At 69.0% G+C, this 24,225-nt stretch carries 21 protein-coding genes and 1 riboswitch; of the genes, 10 read left to right on the top strand and 11 right to left on the bottom strand.

Going from position 1 to position 24,225, the window contains the following annotated elements:
* From H9634_RS00105 to H9634_RS00090, 4 genes are all read right to left on the bottom strand, one after another.
* Positions 1 to 1,125: a bifunctional 2-methylcitrate synthase/citrate synthase gene (locus H9634_RS00105; RefSeq protein WP_191724849.1), complete on the bottom strand. Its 1,125-nt coding sequence runs from the start codon at positions 1,123 to 1,125 to the stop codon at positions 1 to 3.
* Positions 1,122 to 2,027: a methylisocitrate lyase gene (gene prpB, locus H9634_RS00100; protein ID WP_191724848.1), complete on the bottom strand. Its 906-nt coding sequence runs from the start codon at positions 2,025 to 2,027 to the stop codon at positions 1,122 to 1,124. The genes H9634_RS00105 and prpB overlap by 4 nt, the downstream gene beginning before the upstream one ends.
* Positions 2,027 to 3,523, bottom strand: a complete 1,497-nt coding sequence (locus H9634_RS00095; RefSeq protein WP_191724847.1) for an MmgE/PrpD family protein — start codon at positions 3,521 to 3,523, stop codon at positions 2,027 to 2,029. Before H9634_RS00095 ends, prpB begins: the two co-directional genes overlap by 1 nt.
* 270 nt (positions 3,524 to 3,793) lie before the next feature.
* A complete protein-coding gene (locus H9634_RS00090; RefSeq protein WP_191724846.1) occupies positions 3,794 to 4,765 on the bottom strand; it encodes a hypothetical protein in 972 nt (323 codons plus the stop codon).
* A gap of 105 nt (positions 4,766 to 4,870) precedes the next feature.
* Here H9634_RS00090 and H9634_RS00085 point away from each other — a divergent pair, with 105 nt between their 5' ends.
* The 4 genes from H9634_RS00085 to H9634_RS00070 all read left to right on the top strand — a co-directional run bounded on the left by H9634_RS00085 (position 4,871) and on the right by H9634_RS00070 (position 8,471).
* Positions 4,871 to 5,410: a DUF4916 domain-containing protein gene (locus H9634_RS00085; protein WP_165884610.1), complete on the top strand. Its 540-nt coding sequence runs from the start codon at positions 4,871 to 4,873 to the stop codon at positions 5,408 to 5,410.
* Positions 5,411 to 5,516: riboswitch (TPP riboswitch) on the top strand.
* Between the two features lie 29 nt (positions 5,517 to 5,545).
* Positions 5,546 to 6,187, top strand: a complete 642-nt coding sequence (locus H9634_RS00080) for an ECF transporter S component (protein WP_191724845.1) — start codon at positions 5,546 to 5,548, stop codon at positions 6,185 to 6,187.
* A complete protein-coding gene (locus H9634_RS00075) occupies positions 6,187 to 7,671 on the top strand; it encodes an ABC transporter ATP-binding protein (RefSeq protein ID WP_191724844.1) in 1,485 nt (494 codons plus the stop codon). The genes H9634_RS00080 and H9634_RS00075 overlap by 1 nt, the downstream gene beginning before the upstream one ends.
* Positions 7,668 to 8,471: an energy-coupling factor transporter transmembrane component T family protein gene (locus H9634_RS00070; RefSeq protein ID WP_191724843.1), complete on the top strand. Its 804-nt coding sequence runs from the start codon at positions 7,668 to 7,670 to the stop codon at positions 8,469 to 8,471. The genes H9634_RS00075 and H9634_RS00070 overlap by 4 nt, the downstream gene beginning before the upstream one ends.
* Before the next feature lie 32 nt (positions 8,472 to 8,503).
* Here the strand turns inward: H9634_RS00070 and H9634_RS00065 are convergent, their stop codons facing one another.
* Positions 8,504 to 9,103, bottom strand: a complete 600-nt coding sequence (locus tag H9634_RS00065) for a class I SAM-dependent DNA methyltransferase (RefSeq protein WP_191724842.1) — start codon at positions 9,101 to 9,103, stop codon at positions 8,504 to 8,506.
* Between the two features lie 4 nt (positions 9,104 to 9,107).
* Complete coding sequence (locus H9634_RS00060) at positions 9,108 to 9,998, bottom strand: LysR family transcriptional regulator (RefSeq protein WP_225210432.1); 891 nt, start codon at positions 9,996 to 9,998, stop codon at positions 9,108 to 9,110.
* A gap of 247 nt (positions 9,999 to 10,245) precedes the next feature.
* On the opposite strand from H9634_RS00060, the gene H9634_RS00055 reads away from it, so the two are divergent.
* Both H9634_RS00055 and amaB read left to right on the top strand, forming a co-directional pair.
* A complete protein-coding gene (locus tag H9634_RS00055; RefSeq protein ID WP_191724841.1) occupies positions 10,246 to 11,403 on the top strand; it encodes an NAD(P)/FAD-dependent oxidoreductase in 1,158 nt (385 codons plus the stop codon).
* A gap of 50 nt (positions 11,404 to 11,453) precedes the next feature.
* The gene (gene amaB, locus H9634_RS00050; RefSeq protein ID WP_191724840.1) at positions 11,454 to 12,986 is read left to right on the top strand and encodes an L-piperidine-6-carboxylate dehydrogenase; all 1,533 of its coding nucleotides are present in this window, start codon (positions 11,454 to 11,456) and stop codon (positions 12,984 to 12,986) included.
* Between the two features lie 141 nt (positions 12,987 to 13,127).
* On the opposite strand, the gene H9634_RS00045 is transcribed toward amaB, so the two are convergent.
* A complete protein-coding gene (locus tag H9634_RS00045; protein ID WP_191724839.1) occupies positions 13,128 to 15,236 on the bottom strand; it encodes an HNH endonuclease signature motif containing protein in 2,109 nt (702 codons plus the stop codon).
* 388 nt (positions 15,237 to 15,624) lie between these two features.
* Here H9634_RS00045 and radA point away from each other — a divergent pair, with 388 nt between their 5' ends.
* Together radA and disA are read left to right on the top strand one after the other, a co-directional pair.
* Positions 15,625 to 17,016 carry a DNA repair protein RadA gene (gene radA / locus H9634_RS00040; protein ID WP_191724838.1) on the top strand — a complete coding sequence of 464 codons (1,392 nt, stop codon included), beginning with the start codon at positions 15,625 to 15,627 and terminating at the stop codon, positions 17,014 to 17,016.
* Between the two features lie 147 nt (positions 17,017 to 17,163).
* Positions 17,164 to 18,276, top strand: coding sequence for a DNA integrity scanning diadenylate cyclase DisA (disA, locus tag H9634_RS00035; RefSeq protein ID WP_191724837.1), 1,113 nt, complete (start codon positions 17,164 to 17,166; stop codon positions 18,274 to 18,276).
* Positions 18,277 to 18,351: 75 nt separating this feature from the next.
* Here the strand turns inward: disA and H9634_RS00030 are convergent, their stop codons facing one another.
* The gene (locus H9634_RS00030) at positions 18,352 to 19,134 is read right to left on the bottom strand and encodes a hypothetical protein (RefSeq protein ID WP_191724836.1); all 783 of its coding nucleotides are present in this window, start codon (positions 19,132 to 19,134) and stop codon (positions 18,352 to 18,354) included.
* Positions 19,135 to 19,172: 38 nt separating this feature from the next.
* Between H9634_RS00030 and H9634_RS00025 the strand changes: the two genes are divergently transcribed.
* Positions 19,173 to 20,177 carry an A/G-specific adenine glycosylase gene (locus tag H9634_RS00025; RefSeq protein WP_191724835.1) on the top strand — a complete coding sequence of 335 codons (1,005 nt, stop codon included), beginning with the start codon at positions 19,173 to 19,175 and terminating at the stop codon, positions 20,175 to 20,177.
* Between the two features lie 43 nt (positions 20,178 to 20,220).
* Here the strand turns inward: H9634_RS00025 and H9634_RS00020 are convergent, their stop codons facing one another.
* From H9634_RS00020 to H9634_RS00010, 3 genes are all read right to left on the bottom strand, one after another.
* Positions 20,221 to 20,721, bottom strand: coding sequence for an amino-acid N-acetyltransferase (locus tag H9634_RS00020; protein ID WP_225210460.1), 501 nt, complete (start codon positions 20,719 to 20,721; stop codon positions 20,221 to 20,223).
* 162 nt (positions 20,722 to 20,883) lie between these two features.
* On the bottom strand, positions 20,884 to 21,429 hold the full coding sequence (locus tag H9634_RS00015; RefSeq protein ID WP_191724833.1) for a hypothetical protein: 546 nt from the start codon (positions 21,427 to 21,429) through the stop codon (positions 20,884 to 20,886).
* Complete coding sequence (locus H9634_RS00010; RefSeq protein WP_225210431.1) at positions 21,429 to 22,253, bottom strand: hypothetical protein; 825 nt, start codon at positions 22,251 to 22,253, stop codon at positions 21,429 to 21,431. The genes H9634_RS00015 and H9634_RS00010 overlap by 1 nt, the downstream gene beginning before the upstream one ends.
* Positions 22,254 to 22,476: 223 nt before the next feature.
* Here H9634_RS00010 and H9634_RS00005 point away from each other — a divergent pair, with 223 nt between their 5' ends.
* On the top strand, positions 22,477 to 24,162 hold the full coding sequence (locus tag H9634_RS00005) for a hypothetical protein (RefSeq protein WP_191724832.1): 1,686 nt from the start codon (positions 22,477 to 22,479) through the stop codon (positions 24,160 to 24,162).
* Positions 24,163 to 24,225 lie beyond the last annotated feature (63 nt).

The following is a 24,225-nucleotide window of genomic DNA, read 5'->3' as shown; positions in this document are numbered from 1 at the left end:
TCAGCCGCGGTCAGCCGGGACTTCGCGCTGCTCTTCGCCGTCGTAGGCCGAGAGCGGGCGGATGAGTGCGTTGGACGCCTGCTGCTCCATGATGTGGGCGGTCCAGCCGGTGATGCGGCTCATCACGAAGATCGGCGTGAACTGCTCGGTGTCGAAGCCCATGAGGTGGTAGGCCGGACCTGAGGGGTAGTCGAGGTTCGGGTAGATGCCCTTGCGGCCGACGAAGTCCTCTTCGAAGGCGTTGTAGAGGGCGAGCAGCTCGTCCGCTCCCTTGACCTTGACCATATCCTCGAAGGCGGCGCGCATGGTGGGCACGCGCGAGTCGCCGTTCTTGTACACGCGGTGGCCGAAGCCCATGATCTTCTGCTTGTTCGCCAGCGCGTTGTCGATCCAGGCCTCCGCCTTGTCAGCGGTGCCGACCTCTTCGAGCATCGCCATGACGGCCTCGTTGGCACCGCCGTGCAGCGGTCCCTTGAGGGCGCCGACGGCACCGGCGACGGCCGAGTACAGGTCCGAGGTCGTCGAGGTGATGACGCGGGCGGTGAACGTCGAGGCGTTGAAGGAGTGCTCGGCGTAGAGGATCATCGAGATGTCGAAGCAGCGCACGACCTCGTCGGCCGGGACCTCGTCGAAGACCATCTTGAAGAAGTTCGCGGCATACGGCAGATCGGTCGTCGGGGCGACCGGGTCGAGGCCGTGCCGGCGACGGTGGTCAATCGCGACGATCGTCGGCAGCTGCGCGTACAGCCGCTCGGCCTTCGCCCGGTTGGCCTCCTCGCCCTCGACGTCTGCCTCCGGGTCGACGGAGCCGAGGTAGGCGACGGCGGTCTGCACGACGTGCATCGGGTGGCAGTCCTTCGGCAGGCCGAGGATGAGGTCGACGAGCTTGTCGTCGACGGCGCGCTGGGAGCGCTCACGGGCGGTGAACTCCTCCAGCTGGGCAGCACTGGGCAGCTCGCCGTTCCAGATGAGGTAGGCGACCTCCTCGAAGCTGCAGTTCGCGGCGAGCTCCTGGACGGGGTAGCCGCGGTAGGTCAGCGAGTTGGTCTCCTGGACGACCTTGGAGACAGCCGTGGTGTCGACGACGACGCCTGCCAGGCCCTTCTTGATGTCGGTCTCGGTCACTGGTGACCCTCCTGTGAGAAGTTGAAGATGTCTGCATCGAAGTCGTTGTACGCACCGTAGTCGATGGTCTCGTACAGGTCGGCACGCGTCTGCATGCCCTCGACGATGCTTTCCTGGGTGCCTTCGGCGCGGATCGTCTCGAGCCCGCGCTTGATGGCTCCCATCGCGATGCGCAGCGTCGTCACCGGGTAGATGACGAGCCGCACGCCGGCGCCGGCGAGCTGCTCGGTGGTGAACAGCTCGCTCTTGCCGAATTCGGTCATGTTCGCCAGGATCGGCACGTCGAGCGCCGAGGCGAAGGCCTCGAATTCCGACAGGTCCCGCATGGCCTCGGGGAAGATGAGATCCGCCCCGGCGTCGGCGTAGGCCTTCGCGCGGTCGATCGCGGCGTCGAGTCCCTCACCGGCGCGGGCGTCGGTGCGGGCGCAGATGACGAAGTTCTCATCCCGGCGGCCCTTGACGGCTGCGGAGATCCGCTTGACCATCTCGGCGGTCGACACGACCTCCTTGCCGTCGAGGTGGCCGCAGCGCTTGGGGTTGACCTGGTCCTCCAGGTGCATGCCCGCCAGGCCTGCGTCCTCGAACTCCTGGACGGTGCGGGCGACGTTCATCGCCTCGCCCCAGCCGGTGTCGGCGTCGATGAAGGTCGGCAGGTTCGTCACCCGGGAGATGTTCCGGCCGTGGGCGACGACCTCGGTCAGCGTCGTGAGCCCGATGTCGGGCAGCCCCTGCGCTGCGGAGAACGCACCGCCGGAGATGTAGACGCCTTCGAAGCCGAGCTGTTCGATGATCTGGGCGTTGATCGGGTTGATCGCGCCCGGGAACTGCACGATCTCGCTGCCGGCGAGCAGTTCGCGGAACCGCTTGCGCCGCTCAGCTGCTGGTGTGGTGGCGCCGAGCATCAGAAGATCCCCTTCGACCCGGTGTGCTCCAGGCCCTCGACGACGAAGGACAGCTCGCGGACCTCATCGGCGGTAAGCTCCGGCAGGCGCTGGACGAGGTCGAGGAAGCGGTCCTGCTCCTCCTCGGCGATGATGCCCTTGGCCAGGGTGCGGAACTTCTCGACGTAGTTCTCGCGCACGAACGGGCGTGCGCCGTTCGGGTGGGCGTCGGCGACGGCGATCTCGTCGACCATCGTCGAGCCGTCCTCGAACTCGATCTCGACGCGGCCGCCGAAGGCCATCTCCTCCGGGTCGGTCGAGTGGTAGCGGCGGGTCCACTCAGGATCCTCGGTCGTCTCGATCTTGTGCCACAGTGCGACGGTCTCCGGGCGGGCGGCGCGCTCGGGGGCGTAGGAGTCCTCGTGGTGCCAGCCCTGGTCCTCCATGGCGACGGCGAAGATGTACATGATCGAGTGGTCCAGCGTCTCTCGCGAGGCCTTCGGGTCCATCTTCTGCGGGTCGTTGGCGCCGGTGCCGATGACGTTGTGGGTGTGGTGGGAGGTGTGGATGACGATCTTCTTGATCTTCGTCAGATCGTCGATCTCCTTGCCCATCTTGCGGGCCAGGTCGATGAGCGCCTGCGCCTGGTACTCAGCCGAGTGCTCCTTGGTGTAGGTGTCGAGGATCGCGCGCTTGGCTTCGCCCTTGGCCGGCAGCGGCACGGTGTAGCGGGCCTCGGGGCCGGAGAGGATCCAGGCGATGAAGCCGTCCTCGCCTTCGTAGATGGGGCTCGGGGCGCCTTCGCCGCGCATCGCACGGTCGACGGCCTCAACGGCCATCTTGGCGGCGAATGCCGGCGCGTGGGCCTTCCACGAGGAGATCTCGCCCTTGCGCGACTGGCGGGTGGCGGTGGTGACGTGCAGCGCCTGCTGCACAGCCTGGAAGGTCACCTCGGTCGGCAGGTGCAGCATTGCGCCGATGCCGGCTGCAGCCGAGGGGCCGAGGTGGGCGACGTGGTCGATCTTGTGCTCGTGCAGGCAGATGCCCTTGACGAGGTCGACCTGGATCTCGTAGCCGGTGGCGATGCCGTTGACGAGGTCCTTGCCGTCGACGCCGAGGTGCTGGGCGACCGCGAGGATGGCCGGGATGTTGTCACCGGGGTGCGAGTAGTCCTTGGCGAGGAAGGTGTCGTGGAAGTCGAGTTCGCGCACGGCCACGCCGTTGGCCCAGGCAGCCCATTCCGGGGAGACGGTCTCGTCGAGCGGCTGGCCGAAGACGGTGGCACCGGGCTTCGACGTGTGCGGCAGCGCCTGCTCGCGGGCGTGGGTCGGTGCGTCACGGCGGACCGAGGCGGCAGCGACGGCGGCGTTGTCGATGATGCGGTTGATGACCATGTCGGTCACCTCAGCGTCGACGGCGACGGGATCGGATGCGACTTCTGCGATCTTCCAGGCCAGCTGATCTTCGCGGGGGAGGTTTTCCGAGCTCTTATACGTGCGGACTTCATGGTTGATCATGGAGATTCTCCTTATCTCGACGTCGGCAGCCGAGGTGTCGGCGACGCTGACCGTCAGTGCCCGAGGTGTTCGCGGGCTGCATTCAACTGTATGAGCGGCGCGGGCTGAGCGCCACGCCACACTTTATCTTGATATCAAGATAAAACATGAGCAGGGGCAGCACAAACGCCGTACGCTCTCTAGGATGCCACGCGCCCGTGTGGCCTCGCTCACCGGGGGCGGTCTCGACCGCGCACGCAGCTCGCTGGCCTGCGCCGATGCCCTGTCTGCTCAGTCCTCTGCGCTCTGTTCGGCGCCCGGTGCGGTCTGTTCGGCGCCCTGGATGATGGAGACGAGGGTGATGAGCGACAGCCGCGCTCCCGGATGCGCCCGCAGCCTGCCGTCCCCGGCATCGATGAGCACGCCGCCTGCGCGCCAGTCGCTGAGGATCCGCAGCAGGGTCTCGGAGGTGCCGGCGAGCACGACGTGGGCGAAGCTCTCACCGGAGATCGTCTCCGGGGCGTAGCCGAGCAGCCTGAAGAATTCAGCGGTGTGCGCCCGAAGCCGCTCATCGGCCTGCAGCACCGCGTGGACCTGCTCGGATTCCGGCAGGCTCACCCGACCGCCGGCACCGAGGTACATCGCCAGGGTCGAGAACAGCGGGATGTCGAGGTCTCCGGCACCGGTGACCTGCGTGTTGACCTGCTGCCAGTGGTTCGCTGCGGCGAGCGCCCAGACGCTGAGCCAGCGGGCGAGCGCCCCGGCCTGCTCGTCGCTGAGCTCGACCGCACGGCCGGCAGCCACCGCCTCGGCGACGGGGCCGAAGAGTTCGGGCAGCCCGACGGTCACCGCATCGGAGCCGGCCTGTTCGAGCATGCCGGTCAGCAGCAGCGTCGCCCAGGCCCGCTCGGTCAGCGGCAGCTCGGCCAGTGTGCCGGCAGATCCGGCCGCGCCGGGTGCGTCAAGACCTGCGAGCTCGGCAACAGCAGTCAGCTCATCGCCGGTCAGCTCGCCGGTCTCGGCGGCCGGGCGCTGGGCGTTCGGGCCGGAGGCGACCCACTGCCAGATCCGCAGTGCGGCCCTGACGACCGGCACCTCGGCGATCCCGGCGGCGTCGACGGCTTGCGATTCGGGCTGGTCGATCTGGTCCTCGGCGTCGAGCAGCCCGAAGAGGGTCATGGCGATCGGGTGGTAGTGGGCGCTGATCTCGTCGGCCAGGCGCTGGTCTCCGCCGGTGGTCGGCTCATGCATGTCATCGCTCATACCCCGAACCTACCGCAGGGCCGGGCCGGCGGTCGATGCCGCCGGGGACTGCGGACATGCGCCCGGAGTCTGGCCTGACCAGGGCGCGTGTGGAACCATGGGACTATGACACGCACCGCTTTGGCTTTCGATGAGAACTGGCTCGAACCCGATGAGCTGGCCCGGCTGCGCAGACGCCTGCCGATGGCCTACATCAATGCGGTGCCGGTGCTGCTCGACGAGCACGGCGTGCCCGAGAAGGTCGGCCTGCTGCTGCGCACCGGCGACGACGGATCGCTGGTGCGCGAGGTGATCGGCGGGCGGGTGCGCTTCCACGAGACCCTGCGGGCGGCACTCATGCGCCATGCGGAGAAGGACCTCGGGCCGCTGGCGTTCCCGTCGCTGCCGAGTTCGCTCAACCCGTTCCACGTCGCCGAGTACTTCCCCACCGAGGGTGCCTCCAGGCTCCACGATCCGCGCCAGCATGCGATCGCGCTGTGCTACATCCTGCCGGTGCAGGGTGAGTGCACGCCGCGCCAGGATGCGCTCAGCCTCGATTGGCTGACCCCGGATGAGGCGCTGCGCGAGGACATCGTGGCGGAGATGAACCACGGCCAGGAGCACATCGTCAAGGCCGCCCTGGCGTACATGGGTCTGCTACCGTAGACGCGACGACAGGGGAGCGCTCATGAGGAGCGCTGAGAGTGCACAGCTGCAGACCCTCGAACCTGACGCGGTTCATACCGCCGGAGGAAGTCGAGTCTCTTCACCCCTCCTTGCCTGATTGAAGGAGGATTTGCGATGTCTGACGTCCAGACCCGCCACACCGATTCCGAACCCAACCCCACTCCGGCCGGCGTGCCGGCCACGATGCGCTGGAGGGTCGTCGACATCGTCGTCGCCTCGGTGCTCGCCGTCGCGATCGGCATCGTGTTCTGGGCCTGGTCGAACTCCTGGGAGACGATCAGCGCCCCGTTCCAGGCCCTCTACCCGCCCACCAAGGGCCTGCTGACCGGCGTGTGGGTGCTCGGCGGAGTGCTCGGCGGGCTCATCATCCGCAAGCCCGGCGCAGCACTGTACGTCGAGGTGCTCGCGGCGATCGTCTCGGCGGTGCCGGGCAACTACTTCGGGCTCATGGTCATCGTCTCCGGGCTCATCCAGGGCTTCGGCGCCGAGCTCATCTTCGCCGCACTGCGCTACCGCCGCTACACCCTCATCGCCACGCTGCTCGCCGGCCTGGGCGCCGGGCTGTCGCTGGCGATCGGCGAGAACATCCTCTACAACGCCGCGTGGACGTTCGAGCACAAGGCGCTCTACACCGTCTTCGCCGGCATCTCCGGCATGGTGCTGGCCGGCCTCGTGTCGTGGTTCGCACTCAAGGCGATCGCCCGCACCGGGGCGCTCGGCGCCTTCGCCTCCGGACGCAGCGCGCGAGAAGTCTGATGGCAGCCGCGACCGGCGGCGTCGACGTCCTGGCCCGCGGTTTCGGCTGGCGGCACTCCGGCCGCAAGCGCGCCGCCGTCAGCGACATCGACCTGCGCATCGAGGCCGGTGAGCGCGTCCTGCTGCTCGGCTCCTCGGGGGCTGGGAAGTCGACGCTGCTGCACGCTATCGCCGGTGTGCTGCCGGCCGAATCCGGGTACCGGACCGGCGAGCTGCTCGTCGGCGGCCGCCCACCGGACCCCACCTCGGGCACCACCGGGCTCGTCCTGCAGGACCCGGACGCGCAGGTGGTGCTCGCCCGGCTCGGCGACGATGTGTGCTTCGGGATGGAGAACACCGGCGTCGACCCGGCTGTCATGCCCGCCCGCGCTCGCGCAGCGCTGGCCACCGTCGGCCTCGACCTGCCGTGGGACCATCCGACCTCAGCGCTGTCGGGTGGGCAGAAGCAGCGTCTCGCCCTGGCCGGGGTGCTCGCCATGGCACCTGGCCTCATGGTCCTCGACGAGCCGACGGCCAACATCGATCCGGCTGCCGTGCCCGAGGTGTGCCAGGCGGTTCTGGACGCGCAGGCCGCGTCCGGGGCGACCCTGCTCATCGTCGAGCACCGCGTCGACATCTGGGCTGAGCACGTCGACCGGATCATCGTGCTGGGTGAGACCGGGCTGGTGGCCGACGGCTCGCCGGCTGCTGTGCTGCACGACCCGGCGCTGCGCGGCACCCTGGCAGCAGCCGGGGTGTGGCTGCCCGGTGCCGCACTCCCCCAGCCGCGCACCCCGCAGCCGGCAGGTGCGGTGCTGCTGGAGGCCGACGGGCTCGCCGTCGCCCGCGCCCGCCGCGGCCCGGTCGCCGTCAGCGACCTGAGCATCGACCTCGCCGAAGGGCAGGCGCTGGCACTCGTCGGGCACAACGGCGCCGGCAAGTCGACGACAGCGCTCACCCTCGGCAGCCTGCTGCCTGCCCGGGCTGGGAGGGTGCGGGCCACGGACCGGCTGCTCGACCTCGGGCGCGGGGCTCCCCGCCACAGCGACCCGCACCGGTGGCCGGCGGCCGACCTCGTCGCCCGGATCGGCACGGTGTTCCAGGAGCCGGAGCATCAGTTCCTCACGACCACGGTCGCCGATGAGCTGCGGCTGGGCCCGCGCCAGGCCGGCTGCCCGCAGGCCGAGACCGAGGCGCGGGTGGCCGAGCTGCTCGAACGCCTCCGGCTCACCCGGCTGGCCGGCGCGCATCCGCATACGCTCTCCGGCGGGGAGAAGCGGCGGCTGTCGGTGGCGTGCATGATGGCGACCCGCCCGCCGGTGCTCATCATCGACGAGCCGACCTTCGGCCAGGATGCCAACACGTGGCGGGAGCTGGCGGCGCTCAGCTGTGAGCTGCTCGATGCCGGGACCGCGTTGCTGACCGTCAGCCACGATGCGGAGTTCCTGCAGGTGATCGCCGCCGAGCGGATGGTCTTCGGACGCGGACAGGCGGTGCGCGCATGAACGCCGACCTCCTCGTCCCCGTCGTCCGGGAGACCGCGCTGGTGCGCTGCAACCCGGTCGCCAAGCTCGCTGCCGGTGCGGTGCTCGCCGTTGCGGTCGTGCTCAGCATCGACGTCGTCTCCGCAGCCGTCATGCTCGGACTCGTCGTCCTCATGCTGCCGCTCACCGGCCTCGACCTGGCGATGCTCGTCAAGCGGCTGTGGTTCCTGCCGCTGGCCGCGCTCATGGCCGGCTGGGGCACCGCGCTGCTGTCGCAGAAGACCGGCACGGTCATCGTCGACGCCGGCCCGCTGCTGCTCACCAGCGACTCGCTGACGATGGGCGCAGCAGTTGCGCTGCGCGCGCTCGCACTCGCGCTGCCGGCGGTCATGCTCATCGCGACGATCGACCCGACCGATCTGGCCGACAGCCTCATCCAGCACCTGCGGCTGCCGGCGACCTTCGTGCTCGCGGCGCTGGCTGCCGCCCGGCTCGTGACCCTGTTCATCGCCGAATGGCAGACTCTCGCCCAAGCCCGCCGCGCCCGAGGTGTGGCCGGCGGGAACGTGTTCGCCCGGGTCGGCGGATTCTTCCAGACGTCGTTCGCCCTGCTCGTGCAGGCGATCCGGCGCGGCACCCGGCTGGCGATGGCGATGGAGGGCCGCGGCTTCGGTGCGCAGAACCGCACCTGGGCGCGGATCTCGACGTTCCATCCGCGCGACGGCGTGCTTCTCGCCGGAGCGATCATCGCCGCTGCCGTCACGATCGGTGCGGCGGTCGCCGCCGGGACCTGGAACTTCATCTTCACGATCGGGTCGTGACGGCACCGCTGTGCTGCAGACGGCCCGCGGGGTCAGGTCCTGGCGGAGACGCAGACGAGGAAGTCGCTGTCGGCTGCGAACGGCTGCAGCGTCCAGGTGGCGAAGCGGTGCTCGATGCGCAGTCCGGCCTGAGCGAGGTCGTCGGCGTATTCGTCGAAGTCGTAGCCGCGGCCGGCGCCGAAGCCGGTGATGAGCCGCCCGCCGGGTGCGAGCACGGAGGCGAGGTTGGCGATGACGGCCGCGCGTGAGGCGGGGTCGAGGAAGGTCATGACGTTGCCGGCGCTGGCGGCGATGTCGAAGCCGTCGCCGAGCTGTTCGGGGCCGGTCTCGGCGAGGTCGCCGACGTGCCACTCGGCTGCCGGGCAGGTCTCGCGCGCCTCGCTGATGAGCACCTCGTCGAGGTCGATGCCGACGATGCTGTGTCCGCGCGCAGCCAGATACGCCCCGACCCGGCCGGTGCCGCACCCGGCGTCGAGGATGCGGCTGTCGCGTTCGGCCATTGCGTCGATGAGACGGGCCTCCCCGTCGAGGTCGTGGCCGGCGGCGGCGAGGCTGCGCCAGCGCTCGGCGTAGCGATGCGAGTGCTCGGGATCCCTGGCGATCATCTGCGCCCACTGGTGCTGGTAGCTCATGGCCTCATCGTATCCCCGCACCGGAAGCGAACACCTCGGTGAGCACCTCGGTGACTGCGGTGATGTCGGGCCGGTCGGCCTGCTCCTCCCGGCTGATGACGACGATGTGCCGGCCGCCTGCCTGCGTGCCGGGAACCAGCTGCAGCCCGGGCGGGGCGAGCGCCATCATGATCGGGGTGCCGAGCGTGTAGCCCAGCCCCGAGCGGACCATCGCCAGAGCCACGGAGGTGTCGGTGATGATGTGGGTCTCGCGGGCGGCGAATCCCAGCCCGGCGATCGCGAAGCGGACCGCCCGGCCCTGCAGGGACCGGCTCGGCGGCAGGATCCACGTGCTGCCGGCGAGCTCCTCGTGCGTGGGCGCGGGACCGGCGGGAGAGACGACGGAGAACTCCTCGCTGTGCACGCGCTTGACCCGCAGCCCGCGCTGCGGGGCGAGTGGGGCGGCCGGGTAGTCGATCCCGATGCCGACGTCGATGCGGCCGGCGAGCACCGCCTCGGGCATGTGCTCGACGTCGATCTCACGCGCCTGCACACCTGAACCGGTCAGCCGGCTGGCCGCGGCGGCGAAGGCGACGACCGAGGCCGAGCCGAACACCCCCAGCGTCACCGCGCCGACGCGACCGAAGTCCTGACCGCGCACCGCCTCGGCGGCCTGCTCCTCAGCGGCGATGACCGCGCGGGCGCGCTCGAGCAGGGTGCGTCCGGCCTCGGTGAGGGTGAAGCCGCGGCCGGCGGCGACGAGCAGGTCGGTGCCGACGACCCGGCGCAGGGTCGCCATGTGCTGGCTCACCGCCCCGGGCGTGTAGCCGAGCGCGCGGGCGGCCGCACTCATGGTGCCGAGCTCGGCGACGGCGACGAAGGCGCGCAGCTGCACGAGCGTCCAGTTCATCGCCATCGGCACTCCCTACCGTTTCTGTCACGTTCACCATCGGCCGCACCGGCCGCCTTTCAGCAATCCTAAACGCTGCATTCACAGTTCATCGCTGTCAGGACATTGCCTGGAGCCGGTTCACTGGCGGAAGATGACAGCACACGCAGTTGTGAGACCCGACACAGTCGTCGGGCCTGTGCTCCCGGCGCAGACTGCCAGGATCCACCCGGTCCCGGCAGGCCGCGCCGGCCTGAAGAGGAGGAGGTTCACCATGACTGTTCCCCTGCCCCCGAGTGCTTCGATCGTCATCATCGGCGGCGGCATCATGGGCGTGGCAGCCGCGTACTACCTGGCCGAGGCGGGAGTCGAGGACATCGTCGTCATCGAACGCGACCAGCTCGGCTCCGGATCGACGTGCAAGGCCGCCGGCGGCCTGCGCACGCAGTTCTCCGACGAGACCAACATCATGCTCGGCGCCCGCAGCCTGGAGACGTTCCGCCGCTTCGAAACCGATTTCGGCACCGACCTCGATCTCGTCACCAGCGGCTACCTGTTCCTGCTCGACAACGACGCCGACGCCGCAGCGTTCGAGCGCAATGTCGAGCTGCAGCGCTCCCTCGGCCAGTCCTCGCGGATGCTCACCGTCTCCGAAGCCCACGAGCTCTCCCCGGTGATCTCCACCTCGGGCCTGGTGGCAGCGGCATTCAACCCCGACGACGCCCACTGCACACCTGAGGCTGCCGTCAGCGGGTTCGCGTGCGCCGCGCGCAAGCGCGGGGTGACGTTCGTGCAGCACTGCGAGGTCACCGACATCGTCGCCACCGGCGAGGAGATCCACGGGGTGACGACGTCGAAGGGTGAGATCGCCACCTCGCACGTGGTGTGCGCGGCCGGTGCCTGGTCGCAGCGGATCGGCGAGATGGCCGGCGTGCACCTGCCGGTCACCCCGCTGCGGCGGCACGTCGCGGTGACCGAGCCGGTCGACTTCGATGCGACGAAGCTGCCGTTCACCATCGACTTCACCACCTCGTTCTACTTCCACTCCGAGTGCCGCGGCCTGCTCATGGGCGCCCCGGAGGTCGAGGACGTCCGCGAGTTCAACCTGCACACCGACCCCGCCTGGCTCGACCGGCTCGCCGAGCTCATCGAGCACCGAGCGCCGGCCCTCGGCGACGTCGGGATCGGCAAGGGCTGGGCGGGCCTGTACGAGTGCACCCCGGATCACAACGCGCTCATCGGCACCGCGGCCCACCTGCCCGGGTTCATCTATGCGACCGGGTTCTCCGGCCACGGGTTCCTGCAGGGCCCGGCCGTGGGCGAGGTGGTGCGCGACCTCTACCTCGGGCGCGCGCCGTTCGTCGACGTCAGCGGTCTGAGCGTCGAGCGATTCGACCGCGAGGAGCTGCGCGTCGAGATGAACGTCGTGTAAGCCGGCAATCTGCGACAGACTGAAGACACCCCACAAGAGAAGGAGCATCCATGACCTTTCCCAGCCAGGACGCCATCATCCAGCTCACCCGCGAAGGACTGGCAGCCTGCGGCATCGACTTCGATTCGCTGCTGACCGACGAGTCGGCGCAGTCGATGCCGTTGCCCTCCCCCATCACCGGCCAGGTCCTCGGCCACATCGCCGTCGACACCCCCGAATCCGCCGCCGAGGCGGTGGCGAAGTCCCAGCAGGCGTTCCGCCAGTGGAAGGACGTGCCGGCTCCCGTCCGCGGCAAGGTGGTGCAGCGCTGGGGCCGCCTGCTTGAGGAGCACAAGGACGACCTCGCCAAGCTCGTCACCGTCGAGGCGGGCAAGACCCCGTCCGAGGCGGCCGGCGAGGTGCAGGAGATGATCGACATCTGCGAGCTGGCGGTCGGCCAGTCGCGGCAGATGTACGGCAAGACGATGCCGAGTGAGCGCCCAGGCCACCGGCTCATGGAGACCTGGCATCCGCTCGGTGTCGTCGGGATCATCACCGCGTTCAACTTCCCGGTCGCCCCGTATGCATGGAACACCGCGCTGGCGATCGCCTGCGGTGACACGGTGATCTGGAAGCCCTCAGAGGCCTCGACGCTCTCCGCCCTCGGCGCGAATGCGCTGCTGGCGCAGGCCGCGAAGGAGGAGGGCGCACCGGACAACCTCAACCTGCTGCTCGTCGGCGACCGCTCCGTGGGCGAGGTGCTCGTCGAGGACGAGCGCGTCGCGCTGCTCTCGGCGACCGGTTCGGTGCCGATGGGCCGGGCTGTCGGGCCGAAGGTGCAGCAGCGGTTCGGACGGCTGCTGCTGGAGCTCGGCGGCAACAATGCCGCGATCGTCGCCCCGAGCGCAGACATGGATCTGTCGCTGCGCGGCGCCGTGTTCGCTGCCGCCGGTACGGCCGGTCAGCGCTGCACGACGCTGCGCCGCCTCATCGTGCACGCCGATATCGTCGATGAGCTCGTGGGCAAGATCGTCGACGCCTACGGCACGCTGAGCATCGGCGCGCCGACGGAGGACGGTGTGCTCGTCGGGCCGCTCATCAGCAAGAAGGCCTTCGATGACATGCAGGCAGCGCTTGAGGCTGCGAAGGCCCAGGGCGGCGAGGTGCTGTGCGGCGGCGGCCGTGTGCTCGCCGATGACGCCCCGGATGCCTACTATGTCGAACCCGCTGTCGTGAAGATGCCCGGGCAGACGGAGATCGTCGAGGCGGAGACCTTCGCACCGATCCTCTACGTCATGGAGTACACGGATCTCGATGACGCGATCGAGCTGAACAATGCTGTCCCGCAGGGCCTGTCGTCGGCGATCTTCACGCAGGATCAGGCTGAGGCTGAGCGCTTCCTCGCAGGCTCGGACACCGGCATCGCGAATGTCAACATCGGCACTTCTGGTGCTGAGATCGGCGGCGCGTTCGGTGGCACGAAGGAGACCGGCGGCGGACGTGAGTCCGGTGCGGATTCGTGGCAGGCGTACATGCGTCAGGCGACGAACACGGTCAACTACTCCGGTGAGCTGCCGCTGGCCCAGGGAGTGAAGTTCCTGTGATCTGCAGCTGAGCTGTAGTCGAGCTGAGCTGCAGCTGGCCTGATCTCCGCTGTCACCGCCCCGGTTCGAGCATTGAGTTCGGACCGGGGCGATCGACGTGTCCGGGCTGCGGCGGTCGACGTTCCGGGTTGCGGCGATCGATCAGAACGGTGGTGGGTCGGCCGAGTTCTCCCAGCCGCCTGAGGGCTCGCCTCTGAGGTTGTCGAAGACGGTCCGCGTGTGGGGCGGGCGCGCTGGATCGTCTGCTGGTGTGGAATCAGCAGGTCGGTGTGTCCGCGCGGTGGCTGGTTCGGCGGAATCGTCTGGGTCGTCGTCTCCGCCGGAGCGGTCCGGTATGCGCAGCACCGGTTCTGGGCTGGGATTGGGCAATCGCCCTTCAGCCATGGCAGCGAAGTGCTCAGCATTGAGGACGCCGAGCAGACTTTCGGGGATCGTCACCGGATCGCACGTGCGACCGTCCATCTCCCAGCAGATCATCTCGCTGTCTCCGCAGGATGACAGGCGCAGTACGCCCTGTGTTTTGAGCTGGTGGTGCATCTTGCACAGCGGATGCAGGTTCTTCATCGTCGTGAGCCCGCCGGCTGCCGGATGTCTGTGATCGAAGGGCCGCTGGTGATCGAGTTCGGCCTTGCGCGCCGGCTGGTGGCAGCCTGGCGCGGTGCAGTACTGCCACTTCTCCACCAGAGCGATGCGCATCGCCTCGGGAATGGTGTAGGTCTGTGCCTGCGCGTCACGCACCTTCCCGGTTTCAGGGTCGGTGAGGATGCGGTAGACGGTCTTCGGCCCAGATCCGACGATGTGGCGAGCGGCCTCGGGATTGATGGGAATGCCGTTGAGCGTACCGGGGATGTCGGCGTCCTCGTGCAGCAGAGTCATCATCGGCACGGTGATGTTCACGCGCGCCTGCCGGCGCAGCCATTCGGTATCGGTCGGGCAGGTGAAGCGGACACGCGCACGGTCCGGTTCGACACCGGGGATGGACTCCGCACCCACCTCGTCAGCAGGGGCGCACTCGGACCCCGTGGCGAGGATCGCTCCTGCCAGCAGGTCGAACTTCAGCTGCTCGAGTGTGCGATCCTCGACCGAGACGTGCCCTTCAGGAAGCTGTTCACCGAAGACTGAGAGCTGACCGCGCCGGATCGCCCTGGCCATGCCGGCGAGCCGCGCTTCCAGCAGCACGAGAGAGTGCGTGGGGCCGATGAGCGTCATCTCGCTGGTGCCGTTGGCGTTGTGATGGGTGACGACACGGCGCCGGGAAAAGGCTTCTTCGTTGCGCTCGTCATCGGTCATGAGGGCGGCGATCAGCTCGTTGACCGCACGACGGAAATAGACCATCTTCGTCGCCCGGCATTGAGAGATCTTGTCGTCGAAGACGGGCATCTTGCGTGCAGGCAGCTTGCCGGCGGCACGCACTGCATACTCCAGACGATCGAACGAGAGCTCACCTGCGCGCACCATCGACAGCAGGCGTGGCGTGCCGAGGATGGCGCGTGCTGCCCGCTTGACCTTGCTTGCTGCTGTCTGGGTGGTGCAGTCGAACAGTTCGGTGAGGCTGAGCAGCAGCTCGCTTGTGAATGTGTCCTCAACCTGGGCGAGCGAGGCGGCCATGCGCTCCGCGAGCTGTGCGTTGACCCCGTCGGCGATCGGACGGAACTCGCTCGTCGCGTTCCTCTTGCCGTGCTTGCGGTCATCCGCGCTGACGGCGCCGAGGCGTGAGAACCGCCCGTGCGCACTATGGCCGATGATCGCACGCGGTCGCACCGCGTCCTTGCGGCGGAGGCCGATGTCGATTCCCTGGTGGACCAGCGTGCTGTGGATGCTGTCGGGATCGCTGAGGTCGGGCAGGCCGCGATCCCAGCTGAGGTCGGCCTCGATGCGATGGATCGCGGAGGGATCGAAGACGAAGGTGACGTGGTCCCGCGGCTCACTGCCCGGCTCCCGCGGGTGGTCTTCTGCATCTTCCATCCCCCGGTGGCTTCGCAGGAACTCCAGGAGCTGCTCCTCAGTGCAGGGGACCGTCCACTCGATCGTCTCCGATGAGGTGGAGGCAGGGGGCAGGTGCCGGAACCGCGCCGGCCGGTACTTGATCCACTCGTCCACGATGCAGGCGAGTTCGCGGTACTCAGGCTCACGATCCAGGCGTGCGCTGTAGCTTGCGAGCACATCCTCGTACTCATGCACTTTGAGCAGTCCTTGGGCGACGCGGCTGGCATGCAGCCGGTTGAGCCGGACATCGAGGTCTCCCCGCACGGCCTCACCGTGACCCCTGCGACCCGTAGCAGCCCGGCCGGGCAGAACTCCCCTGCATCGCGGGCGACGGATGTGCGACCGGAGGGCAGCCTCGATCAATGGCTCCGTGTCCGCAGGATCAGGATTCCGAGTTCTCATTGCCGCCACCCCCTCGTGAGCGATCAAAAAACGGAGAACGTCTCTTGAGTTCTATTATAATCGTTCTGATATGCCGTGTCCAGAGATGATTTCGGCTGATCTTCAGTGCTCGACACGTCCTCCTTCAGATCGACACGTCCTCCTTCAGATCTGCCTCCCACCCTAGGAGAGGGCACTGACATCGCTGCCTGACCTGCGGTTATCCACAGCGGAGGCCGTGTTGTCCGTGGCCCATGCCAGACTTGGGCACATGTCATACACCTGCACGGAATGCGGCTACAGCAGCATCAAGTGGCTGGGCAGATGCTCGCGCTGCGGCGAATGGGGGACTCTCGAGCAGTCCGAAGCCGCCGGTGGCGCAACAGCGATCAAGACGCAGGCCAAGGAAGTGCCGGCGAGCAAGCTCGCCAAGCCGATCACCGAAGTCGACGGAACTCGCACCCGCGCATTCCGCACCGGGGTCTCCGAACTGGACCGGGTCCTCGGCGGCGGCGTCGTCCCAGGTGCGGTCATCCTGCTCGCCGGCGAGCCGGGAGTCGGCAAGTCCACGCTTCTCCTCGACGTGGCCGGGCGGGCCTCGCGCGAGTCAGGTGAGGGACGCCGCGCCCTCTACATCACCGGTGAGGAATCGGCAGGGCAGGTGCGGCTGCGCGCTGAGCGCATCGGCGCCATGCATCCCGACCTGCTGCTGGCCGCCGAATCCGACCTCGCCACGGTGCTCGGCATGATCGTCGAGATCCAACCGGAGCTGCTCATCATCGACTCCGTGCAGACGCTGGCCTCTGCCGAGGTGCAGGGCGTGCCCGGCGGCGTGACGCAGGTGCGCGAGGTGGCGGCTGCGATCATCCGCGCAGCGAAGTCACTCGACGTGCCGACGGTGCTCGTCGGGCACATCACCAAGGACGGCACGGTTGCCGGCCCGCGCCTGCTGGAGCACCTCGTCGACGTCGTGTGCGAGTTCGAAGGCGATAAGCACTCCCGCCTGCGGCTGCTGCGCGCGGTGAAGAACCGCTACGGACCCACCGATGAGGTCGGCTGCTTCGACATGACCGAGCTCGGCATCCAGTCGGTGCCCGATCCCACGGGCCTGTTCCTCTCGCGCGGCAGCGGGCACGCGCCGGGCTCGTGCCTGACAGTCGTGCAGGAGGGCAAACGCCACCTGCTCGTGGAGATCCAGACGCTCGTCGACAAGCAGACGAAGGGGGCGCCGCGGCGCACAGTCAGCGGGCTCGATGCCAACCGGCTGGCGATGACGCTCGCGGTGCTCAACAGCGAGCCGATGCTGCACAGCTTCGCCGAATGCGATGTCTACGCCTCCACCGTCGGCGGCGCCAAGGTCGTCGAACCGGCTGCCGACCTGGCACTGGCGCTTGCGCTGGAGTCCGCCTGGCAGTTCCGCCCGTTGGAGAACCGGGTCATCGGCATCGGGGAGATCAGCCTGTCCGGTGAGATCCGCAATGTCCCCGGCATCGAGCAGCGGCTGGAGGAGGCGTACCGGCAGGGCGTCAGCCATGCGATCGTCGCTGCCGGCGGACTGAACAACGTCACCGTCCCGCGCGGCATGGAGGTCAGCGAATGCGACAGCATCCGGCAGGCCGTCGAGGCCTCCATGGGCCTCGAACTCAACAACACCGCGCGCTGAGGAACGCAGCAATGCCCCTTGCCGCCATGAGGATTGCGGCAGATCGGCAACACAACTGTTGCTCATTCGCAACAGTATTCCCCGCCGGGGCGCGACACGGTTCGCTAGCCTACTGAGAGGACTGCAGATACTGATCGGAGAGCATAGGTGCGCGCGGCGACAAATCCCCTCTTCCTTGACGCTCAGCGCGAGGTCGACCAGACCAGCTACGATCTCGTCCTCTCCACACTCGCAGCCGTCGCCCCGGGCACCGAGCTGCGCGACGGTCTCGAACGGGTCCTGCGCGGCCGCACCGGCGCACTCATCGTGCTCGGCTCATCGAAGGTCGTCGACTCGATCTCCACCGGCGGATTCAACATCGACATCGAATTCTCCGCCACCCGCCTGCGCGAGCTGGCCAAACTCGACGGCGCCATCGTGCTCAGCCGCGACGCCTCCCACATCCACACCGCAGGCGTGCAGCTGCTGCCCGACCCCTCGATCGACACACAGGAATCCGGCACCCGCCACCGCACCGCTGAGCGCGTGGCCAAGCAGACCGGGTTCCCCGTCATCTCCGTCAGCCAGTCGATGCAGATCATCCAGGTCTACGTGCACAGCATCCGGCATGTGCTCGAGACCTCCGACAGGATCCTCGCCCGCGCCAACCAGGCGCTCGACACCCTGGAGCGCTACAAGCACCGCCTCGACGAGGTCACCGCGACGCTGACGTATCTGGAGATCGTCGACCGGGCCACCTTGGCCGATATGCTCGTCGTCCTGCAGCGCCAGGAGATGGTGCGCCGGATCTCGAAGGAGATCCAGACCTACATCCTCGAGCTCGGCGACGACGCCCGCCTCATCACCCTGCAGCATGATGAGCTCGTCGGTCCCCGCAGCGACAGCCAGCACCACCTGCTGCGCGACTACATCGACGCGATCCCCGAGCACGACTCGATCGACAACGTCCTGCACAATCTCGCCGCGCTGCCCGGCCACGACCTCATCGACATCGACATCGTCGCCCGTACCATCGGCTCCTCTGCCGCCAGCGAATCCCTCGACCGCTACGTCTACCCGCTGGGCTACCGGCTGCTCTCGACGATCCGCCGTGTGCCCCCGGTGGTCGTCGACCGGCTCGCCGAGCACTTCGGCCGCTTCACCGAGCTGCTGGCTGCCGAGCTCTCAGAGCTCAAATCCGTCGAGGGCGTCGGCGAGCACCGCGCGCGGATCGTACGCGAGGGCCTCAACCGGATCGAAGAGGAAGTCCACGAGAACTGAAGGCGCTCCATTCGGGTCGGTCAGCCCTGCGCTCAGCCTTGCGCTCAGCCCTGACTCCACCCGTCAGCCCTGCGTTCAGCCCTCGTCTTCGGGCTTTTCGGTCGGCTCCGGCGATGGCTCCTCAACCGTGAAGTGCGCAGGCTTGCTCTCCACCTCGCCGAGCTTCGTCACCAGCTCGTAGTCGCCTGCCGTGAACGAGTCACCGGTGCGGTTGCAGTTCTTGTCCGTTGGGATCATCTGCCATTTGAGCGTCGACTTGCGCTCGGTGCCCGGAGCGAAGACGCGCACATCCTCATCCGCCTCGTCCCCGCCCGGCGTGCAGTACTCCGTCGACCACTGCGTCTTGCCGCCCTGGCGGATCTCGAAGACTTGATGCTCCGGGCCCACCGAGATCGCACACGCGACGTCGTGGTTGTTCTTCACCGTCAGCTCCAGGGTCGCCGAGGCGCCGGGCGCGTAGGATTCCTCATCGGTGCCGGCGATGATCTCCACGGCATCGGCCGGGCAGGCGCCCGAGGCCTCGTCCCCGGTCGGGGCTGGGAGGGTCGGTTCCGGCGACTGGGCGGCCGCCGCCTCGGCTGCGGCCTGATCGCGGGAGTCCTGGCGCACCTTCTGGATCGCCTTGACCATGAGCACGATGCCGAGCACGAGCAGGCACACGACGATGAGTGCGAGCACGCCGACGACGATGCGCCGGCGGCGATAGACTGCAGGGTCGGGGCGGCGCGGACCGCCGCCCCCGGGACCAGCCGCCGAACGGGCTGCCGACCGGGCCGTCGAACGGGCGGCCGGGCGCGCGCCGCGGGCCGAACCCGGCCGGCGCCGCTGGGAACCCTGACCACGCGCAGAAGGAGACATCACCTGAAGCCTACGGGCTGCAGATGGAAGCGACGACGATGACACACCGGACACCTACCGAAACCGACCTCGCCGCCGCGCACGAGGCGGTCCTCACCTGGTTCGACGCCCACGCCCGGGACCTGCCGTGGCGGGCGCCGGGCACCTCGGCGTGGGCGGTGCTCGTCTCCGAGATCATGTCCCAGCAGACCCCGGTCGCCCGGGTCGCGCCCCGCTGGCGGGACTGGATGGCCCGCTGGCCGGCACCGTCCGACCTCGCCGCCGCGCCCACCGCCGAGGTGCTGCGCGCCTGGGATTCGCTCGGCTACCCGCGCCGGGCCCTGCGCCTGAAAGACAGCGCGGCCGTCATCGCCTCAGAGCACGGCGACCAGGTGCCGTGTGATGAGCAGACCCTGCGCGCGCTGCCGGGGATCGGCGCCTACACCGCCGCTGCGGTCGCCGCGTTCGCGTGCGGGCAGCGCACCACTGTTCTCGACGTCAACATCCGCCGGGTGCTCGCCCGCGCCTTCGACGGCCATGCCCACCCCAAGGGTGCGCTGACGAAGTCGGAGACCGCGTGGGCCGCCCAGTTCGTGCCCGCCGGACCGGATGCCCCGGGTGCCCGTCACGTGGCGTGGAATGCCGGGGTGATGGAGCTCGGCGCGCTGGTCTGCACCTCCCGCAGCCCGCGCTGCGAGGTCTGCCCGCTGGCCAAGCAGTGCCGCTGGCTGGCCGCCGGCCGCCCGGCAGGAGACGACCCCGCCCGCAGGCCCAAGACCCAGGCCTGGCACGGCACCGACCGGCAGCTGCGCGGTGCGATCATGGCCGTCCTCAAGGCCGCCGAGGCGCCGGTCGCCCGCGAGCTGCTGACCGCCTCGGCGACCGAGTTCGACCCGGAGTCCGACCCGTGGTTCGACCCGGGGTTCGCCGCTGGGACGGTGGAGGCGGCGATCCTGCGGGTGCGCGAGCTCGGCGACGGGCAGCGGATCGGCCGGCTCGTCGATGCGCTCATCGCCGACGGGCTGGCGGCCGAGTCCGGCGGCAGGCTGCACCTGCCGCACTGAGCGGCCCGCCGTGGGAGGCCCCGAACCGGGGCGTCCGCCGGTCTCAGAGGTGCTTCATCATGCGCGTATTGCCGAGCGTATTGGGTTTGACGCGGGCCAGGTCGAGGAACTCGGCGACGTTCTCATCATGGGAGTGCAGCAGCTCGACGTAGACCTCCGGTGAGACCGGGGTGCCGGTGATCTGCTCGAAGCCCAGCGAGGTGAAGAAACGGGTCTCGAACGTCAGGCAGAACACCCGCTGCACCCCGATCGCCTGGGCATCGGCGAGCAGCTGCTCCATGAGCATCCGCCCGACCCCCCGCCCCCGGTAGTCCGGGTCGGTCGCCACCGTGCGCGCCTCGGCGAGGTCCTCCCACAGCACGTGCAGCGCCGCACAGCCGACGACCCGCTCCCCACCGTCTGCGTGCGGGTCGGTCACAAGCCGGAACTCGTGCAGGCCCTCGAAGTAGTTGACGGCCTCCTTCGCCACGAGGATCCGCGCATCGACCATCGGCTGGACGAGCCTGCGGATCGCGGTGACATCGCTTGTGCGCGCTCGGCGCATGATGAGCCCGCCGGGCAGCTCGCGGTGGGTGAAGTCGCGTTCGGCCCACGCCGGCGCCGAGGCGGTCGGCTCGCTTGCGGTCGGCTCGTGCGCGGGCGGCTGCGGGCTGGTCGGGTCGGCAGTCATGTCGTCATGGTAGTCCCGGTGCCGGTGGCTGTCCGCTCACATCCCAGCCAGCAGACTGCGCACGTGCTCACGCCATGTCTCGACCGCCTCGGGTCCGGTGAGCCGGCTGACCTGCACGGCCACGCCCGAGGCGCCGGGCCGGCGGGTGCCGATCGTCGCGGCGATGCGGGTGCCGTCGGCCAACGGGACCCGCCAGTAGCGCCACTTCTGGGTCCGCGAGGTCACCGGCGCCGCGGCGAAGGGGACCCCGCCCAGCTCGGTGCGCGCAGCCATGAGGGTCTCGAAGGCCGCCAGCGCCTCATCGGGGTCGCCGGGCACCGTCTTCGTCACACTGACCTCGAAGCTGCCGTCGGCGCGCTGGCCGGGCAGCCGGCGGCCGATCTGCTGCTCGTAGGCCACGGCCGCGCCCTGGGCCCACCAGCCGGGATTGTCGATGCCGGTGAAGAGCTCCGCTGCGACGGCGGCGAGCTCGCGGTGGGACAGCGACTCACCCCCGGCGGCGGTGAAGGCGCCTGAGATCTCCGCCCAGCTGCGGCCGGTGGCGCGGGCGATCGCGGCGGTGTCCTGGCTGCGGGTGCTCATCAGCGCGTCTTCGTCGTGCCGTCGTGGCCGCCGGTGGTGCTGATCTTCTTCGCGTAGCAGGAGTCGGCGTCGAGGCCGTGGGAGCCGCACCAGGCGAGCGCCTGGTCAGGGTCGTCGAAGGTGATGCCGACGATCGTGACGTAGAAGTCCTTGCTCTTGAAGCTCGCGTAGTCCCCGGACCACAGCAGCTTGACGCGCGGGTGCTCCTCGCGCAGCCGCTCATGCTCATCGAGGATCGCCTGCTCGTCCCACGTCCGGCCCTCGGCTTCGAGGCCGACCTTCTTCGAGCTCAGCTGCGGCACCCAGCTGCCCTCGATGTCGGCGGCCACCGCCGAGGCGTCGGTGTCGATGCGCTGTCTGAGCGCCTCGGCCGGATCGTCGGGCAGGGCGCCGTCGCTCGCCTCGCCGGTCGGGTCGGCGCCCTCATCGCTGGTCTCCCCGCCGGTCGGATCCTCGGTGGGTGCAGCCGACGGCGGCGCGCTCGGGGCGGCGGTGGCATCGGAGTCGTCGTCGGAGCCGAACAGCTGGATGGCTCCCCAGCCGATGCCGCCGCCGAGTGCCAGCACGAGCACGATGCCGAGGATCACCGGCCAGGGACCGCGCTTCCGGCGCTGCTGCGGGGGCTGCGGGCCAGCAGTGTAGGGCGGGCCGACGGTGTAGGGCTGGCCGGGCTGCTGGGCGTGGGGCGGGTAGCCGGCCGGGGGCTGCTGCTGAGGCGCCGGCCAGTGTCCCTGCGGCTGCTGGGGCTGCTGCGGCGCAGGCCAGTGGCCCTGCGGCTGGTTCCAGCCGTTGTGCTGCGGATCTCCCTGGGGCGGAACACTCATGGCTCTGTCTCCTGTCCTCGGCGGCACCTCACCCATGGACTGACTGTTCTCTTATGAACCATACACAGCGCGTTCAGGTTCTTGTATCGTGGGCGCCAAGGAGCCTTGCCGTCCGCTCATCCTCGCGCGGGTCGCTCGGCCATCAGTGGGAGACGAGAACTGAATCGACGTCGCAGCAGCTTCGCCCCTCCCCAGGCGAAGGCGACTGAGCCAAGGAGCCGTCATGACCGACCAGCCGCCACCGGACCAGACACCTGAGAACCCGCCCGGCTCGAACCCCGGTCAGCAAGGCATCCCGTCACCCCCTTCCATACCGCCGCAGCCGGCCACCGGACCGCAGCCGGCTCCCGGTTCGCAGCCGGTCTATCACCAGCAGGCCTACAGCCAACAGCAGGCCTACGGACAGCAGCAGGCCTACGGACAGCAGCAGGCCTACGGACAGCAGCAGGTCTACAGTCAGCCCGCCGGACCCTACCCAGGCTCGCAACCGCAGCAGGGGACCTACAGCTTTCCCACCGGCCCATGGCCGGCCCGCCAGAGCCCCATCGACGGGTTGACGATCCGCGAGGGCCTCGTGACCGCTGCCATCGGGCTGGCCGCCGGCTTCATCGCCTCGCTCATCATCTCCGTCATCATCGTCTCCACCATCAACGACGCCATCACCGACTTCGCTGACGACCTGCCGACCGGATCGCTCGGCTTCGTGCTGCCCTTCATCCTCTTCGCCCTCGCCCTCGGCGGGTCAGCCGCACTGCGATTCAGCGGTCAGGCCTTCGATGAGCTCAGCGCCTCAGCGGCAGTGCACTTCGCCGGCGCCCCGCTGCTCATCACCGCCGTGTTCACCACCGCCCTGGTGTGGTGGTCGATGCTGAGCGAACGGCGCCACCCCTCGCGTACGATCGCGGCATTCTGGATCCGCATCGGCCTGACGACCTTGGCGCTGACCACCGTGCTGTTCCTGCTCCAGCTCATCTTCGCCTCCCGCTCGACCATCACCGAAGACTACTTCTCTGCCTCCATCGAGTTCTCCGCCGTGACTCCGCGGACGTTCTTCCTGCCGCTCATCTTCATCCTCATCGCCACGACGATCGGCCGGATCCTCGGCCACCACCGCGGCTGCGATGCCGCCGGGCTCCCGTGGCTGCGCTACGCCGCAGCGCCAGCACGCACCGCGCTGCTGCATCTCGTCGTCGTCGGCACGATCTTCCTCATCGTCAGCTTCTTCGTCCTGCCGCTGCACTTCGATGTCAACGGCAGCTTCGTGCCGCTGCTCGCCGGCACCGCCGCCCTCATGATGGCAGCGCTAACCCACCTCGGCGGCCTGAGTGCCAGCGGCAGCGCACTGGCCGGTGACGGTCATGAGGGCGGTTCGACAGCGGTCACCATGTTCAGCGACACAATCCCGGGCACCCTGTGGCTCGGGCTCCTGGCCGTGCTGCTGGCCGCCTTCATCGCGGCGGTCGCCGCGGCCGTCACACGCCGGCCGAGCTGGGCACACCAGCCCGGCGTCTCCAGTCCGTGGACCGCGATCTGGCAGCTGCCGGTCGCCTTCGGTCTGCTGTGGGGGCTGCTCTCACTTGTGCTGCTGCCGGTCACCGTCAGCGGCCGGGTAAGCGGGCAGGGTGCCGAGCTGTTCGACGGCGAGATCCCGGCGATGCTGAATCTCAGTGTCGGCCTGCTGCCGTGGACGTTCCTCATCTTCGCCCTCTGGGGCCTGCTCATAGAGGTCCTCGCGATCACGCTAGCACCCCGCCTCGCGCTGACAATGCCGCAGCTGGCCGCCTGGCTCGGCGGGCGCGCCGTCCACCCGTACTGGGGTCAACCGCTGGGCATCAGCGAACCGCGAGGTGCACTCCGCCACCCGGATATGAAGACCCCTCCTCCCCCGGTCGCACCCCTAGATGATTGATTCCAAGGGGTGACTGGCGGCGTGCCTGCCGCAAGCACAGGTCGAGGGTGTCCAGGATCGAGG

This window comes from Brevibacterium gallinarum, from assembly GCF_014836885.1.
Classification (GTDB): Bacteria; Actinomycetota; Actinomycetes; order Actinomycetales; family Brevibacteriaceae; genus Brevibacterium; species Brevibacterium gallinarum.
The sequence above is the reverse complement of the archived record's forward strand: the minus strand, read 5'-3'. Positions and strand labels throughout refer to the sequence as shown.

Excerpts from the sequence above, each read along its gene's own strand:
- prpB (WP_191724848.1), bottom strand. The coding sequence starts at position 2,027 with ATGCTCGGCGCCACCACACCAGCAGCTGAGCGGCGCAAGCGGTTCCGC.
- H9634_RS00095 (WP_191724847.1), bottom strand. The coding sequence starts at position 3,523 with ATGATCAACCATGAAGTCCGCACGTATAAGAGCTCGGAAAACCTCCCC.
- H9634_RS00090 (WP_191724846.1), bottom strand. The coding sequence starts at position 4,765 with ATGAGCGATGACATGCATGAGCCGACCACCGGCGGAGACCAGCGCCTG.
- H9634_RS00085 (WP_165884610.1), top strand. The coding sequence starts at position 4,871 with ATGACACGCACCGCTTTGGCTTTCGATGAGAACTGGCTCGAACCCGAT.
- H9634_RS00080 (WP_191724845.1), top strand. The coding sequence starts at position 5,546 with ATGTCTGACGTCCAGACCCGCCACACCGATTCCGAACCCAACCCCACT.
- H9634_RS00075 (WP_191724844.1), top strand. The coding sequence starts at position 6,187 with ATGGCAGCCGCGACCGGCGGCGTCGACGTCCTGGCCCGCGGTTTCGGC.
- H9634_RS00070 (WP_191724843.1), top strand. The coding sequence starts at position 7,668 with ATGAACGCCGACCTCCTCGTCCCCGTCGTCCGGGAGACCGCGCTGGTG.
- H9634_RS00065 (WP_191724842.1), bottom strand. The coding sequence starts at position 9,103 with ATGAGCTACCAGCACCAGTGGGCGCAGATGATCGCCAGGGATCCCGAG.
- H9634_RS00060 (WP_225210432.1), bottom strand. The coding sequence starts at position 9,998 with ATGGCGATGAACTGGACGCTCGTGCAGCTGCGCGCCTTCGTCGCCGTC.
- H9634_RS00055 (WP_191724841.1), top strand. The coding sequence starts at position 10,246 with ATGACTGTTCCCCTGCCCCCGAGTGCTTCGATCGTCATCATCGGCGGC.
- amaB (WP_191724840.1), top strand. The coding sequence starts at position 11,454 with ATGACCTTTCCCAGCCAGGACGCCATCATCCAGCTCACCCGCGAAGGA.
- radA (WP_191724838.1), top strand. The coding sequence starts at position 15,625 with ATGTCATACACCTGCACGGAATGCGGCTACAGCAGCATCAAGTGGCTG.
- H9634_RS00030 (WP_191724836.1), bottom strand. The coding sequence starts at position 19,134 with ATGTCTCCTTCTGCGCGTGGTCAGGGTTCCCAGCGGCGCCGGCCGGGT.
- H9634_RS00025 (WP_191724835.1), top strand. The coding sequence starts at position 19,173 with ATGACACACCGGACACCTACCGAAACCGACCTCGCCGCCGCGCACGAG.
- H9634_RS00020 (WP_225210460.1), bottom strand. The coding sequence starts at position 20,721 with ATGCGCCGAGCGCGCACAAGCGATGTCACCGCGATCCGCAGGCTCGTC.
- H9634_RS00015 (WP_191724833.1), bottom strand. The coding sequence starts at position 21,429 with ATGAGCACCCGCAGCCAGGACACCGCCGCGATCGCCCGCGCCACCGGC.
- H9634_RS00010 (WP_225210431.1), bottom strand. The coding sequence starts at position 22,253 with ATGAGTGTTCCGCCCCAGGGAGATCCGCAGCACAACGGCTGGAACCAG.
- H9634_RS00005 (WP_191724832.1), top strand. The coding sequence starts at position 22,477 with ATGACCGACCAGCCGCCACCGGACCAGACACCTGAGAACCCGCCCGGC.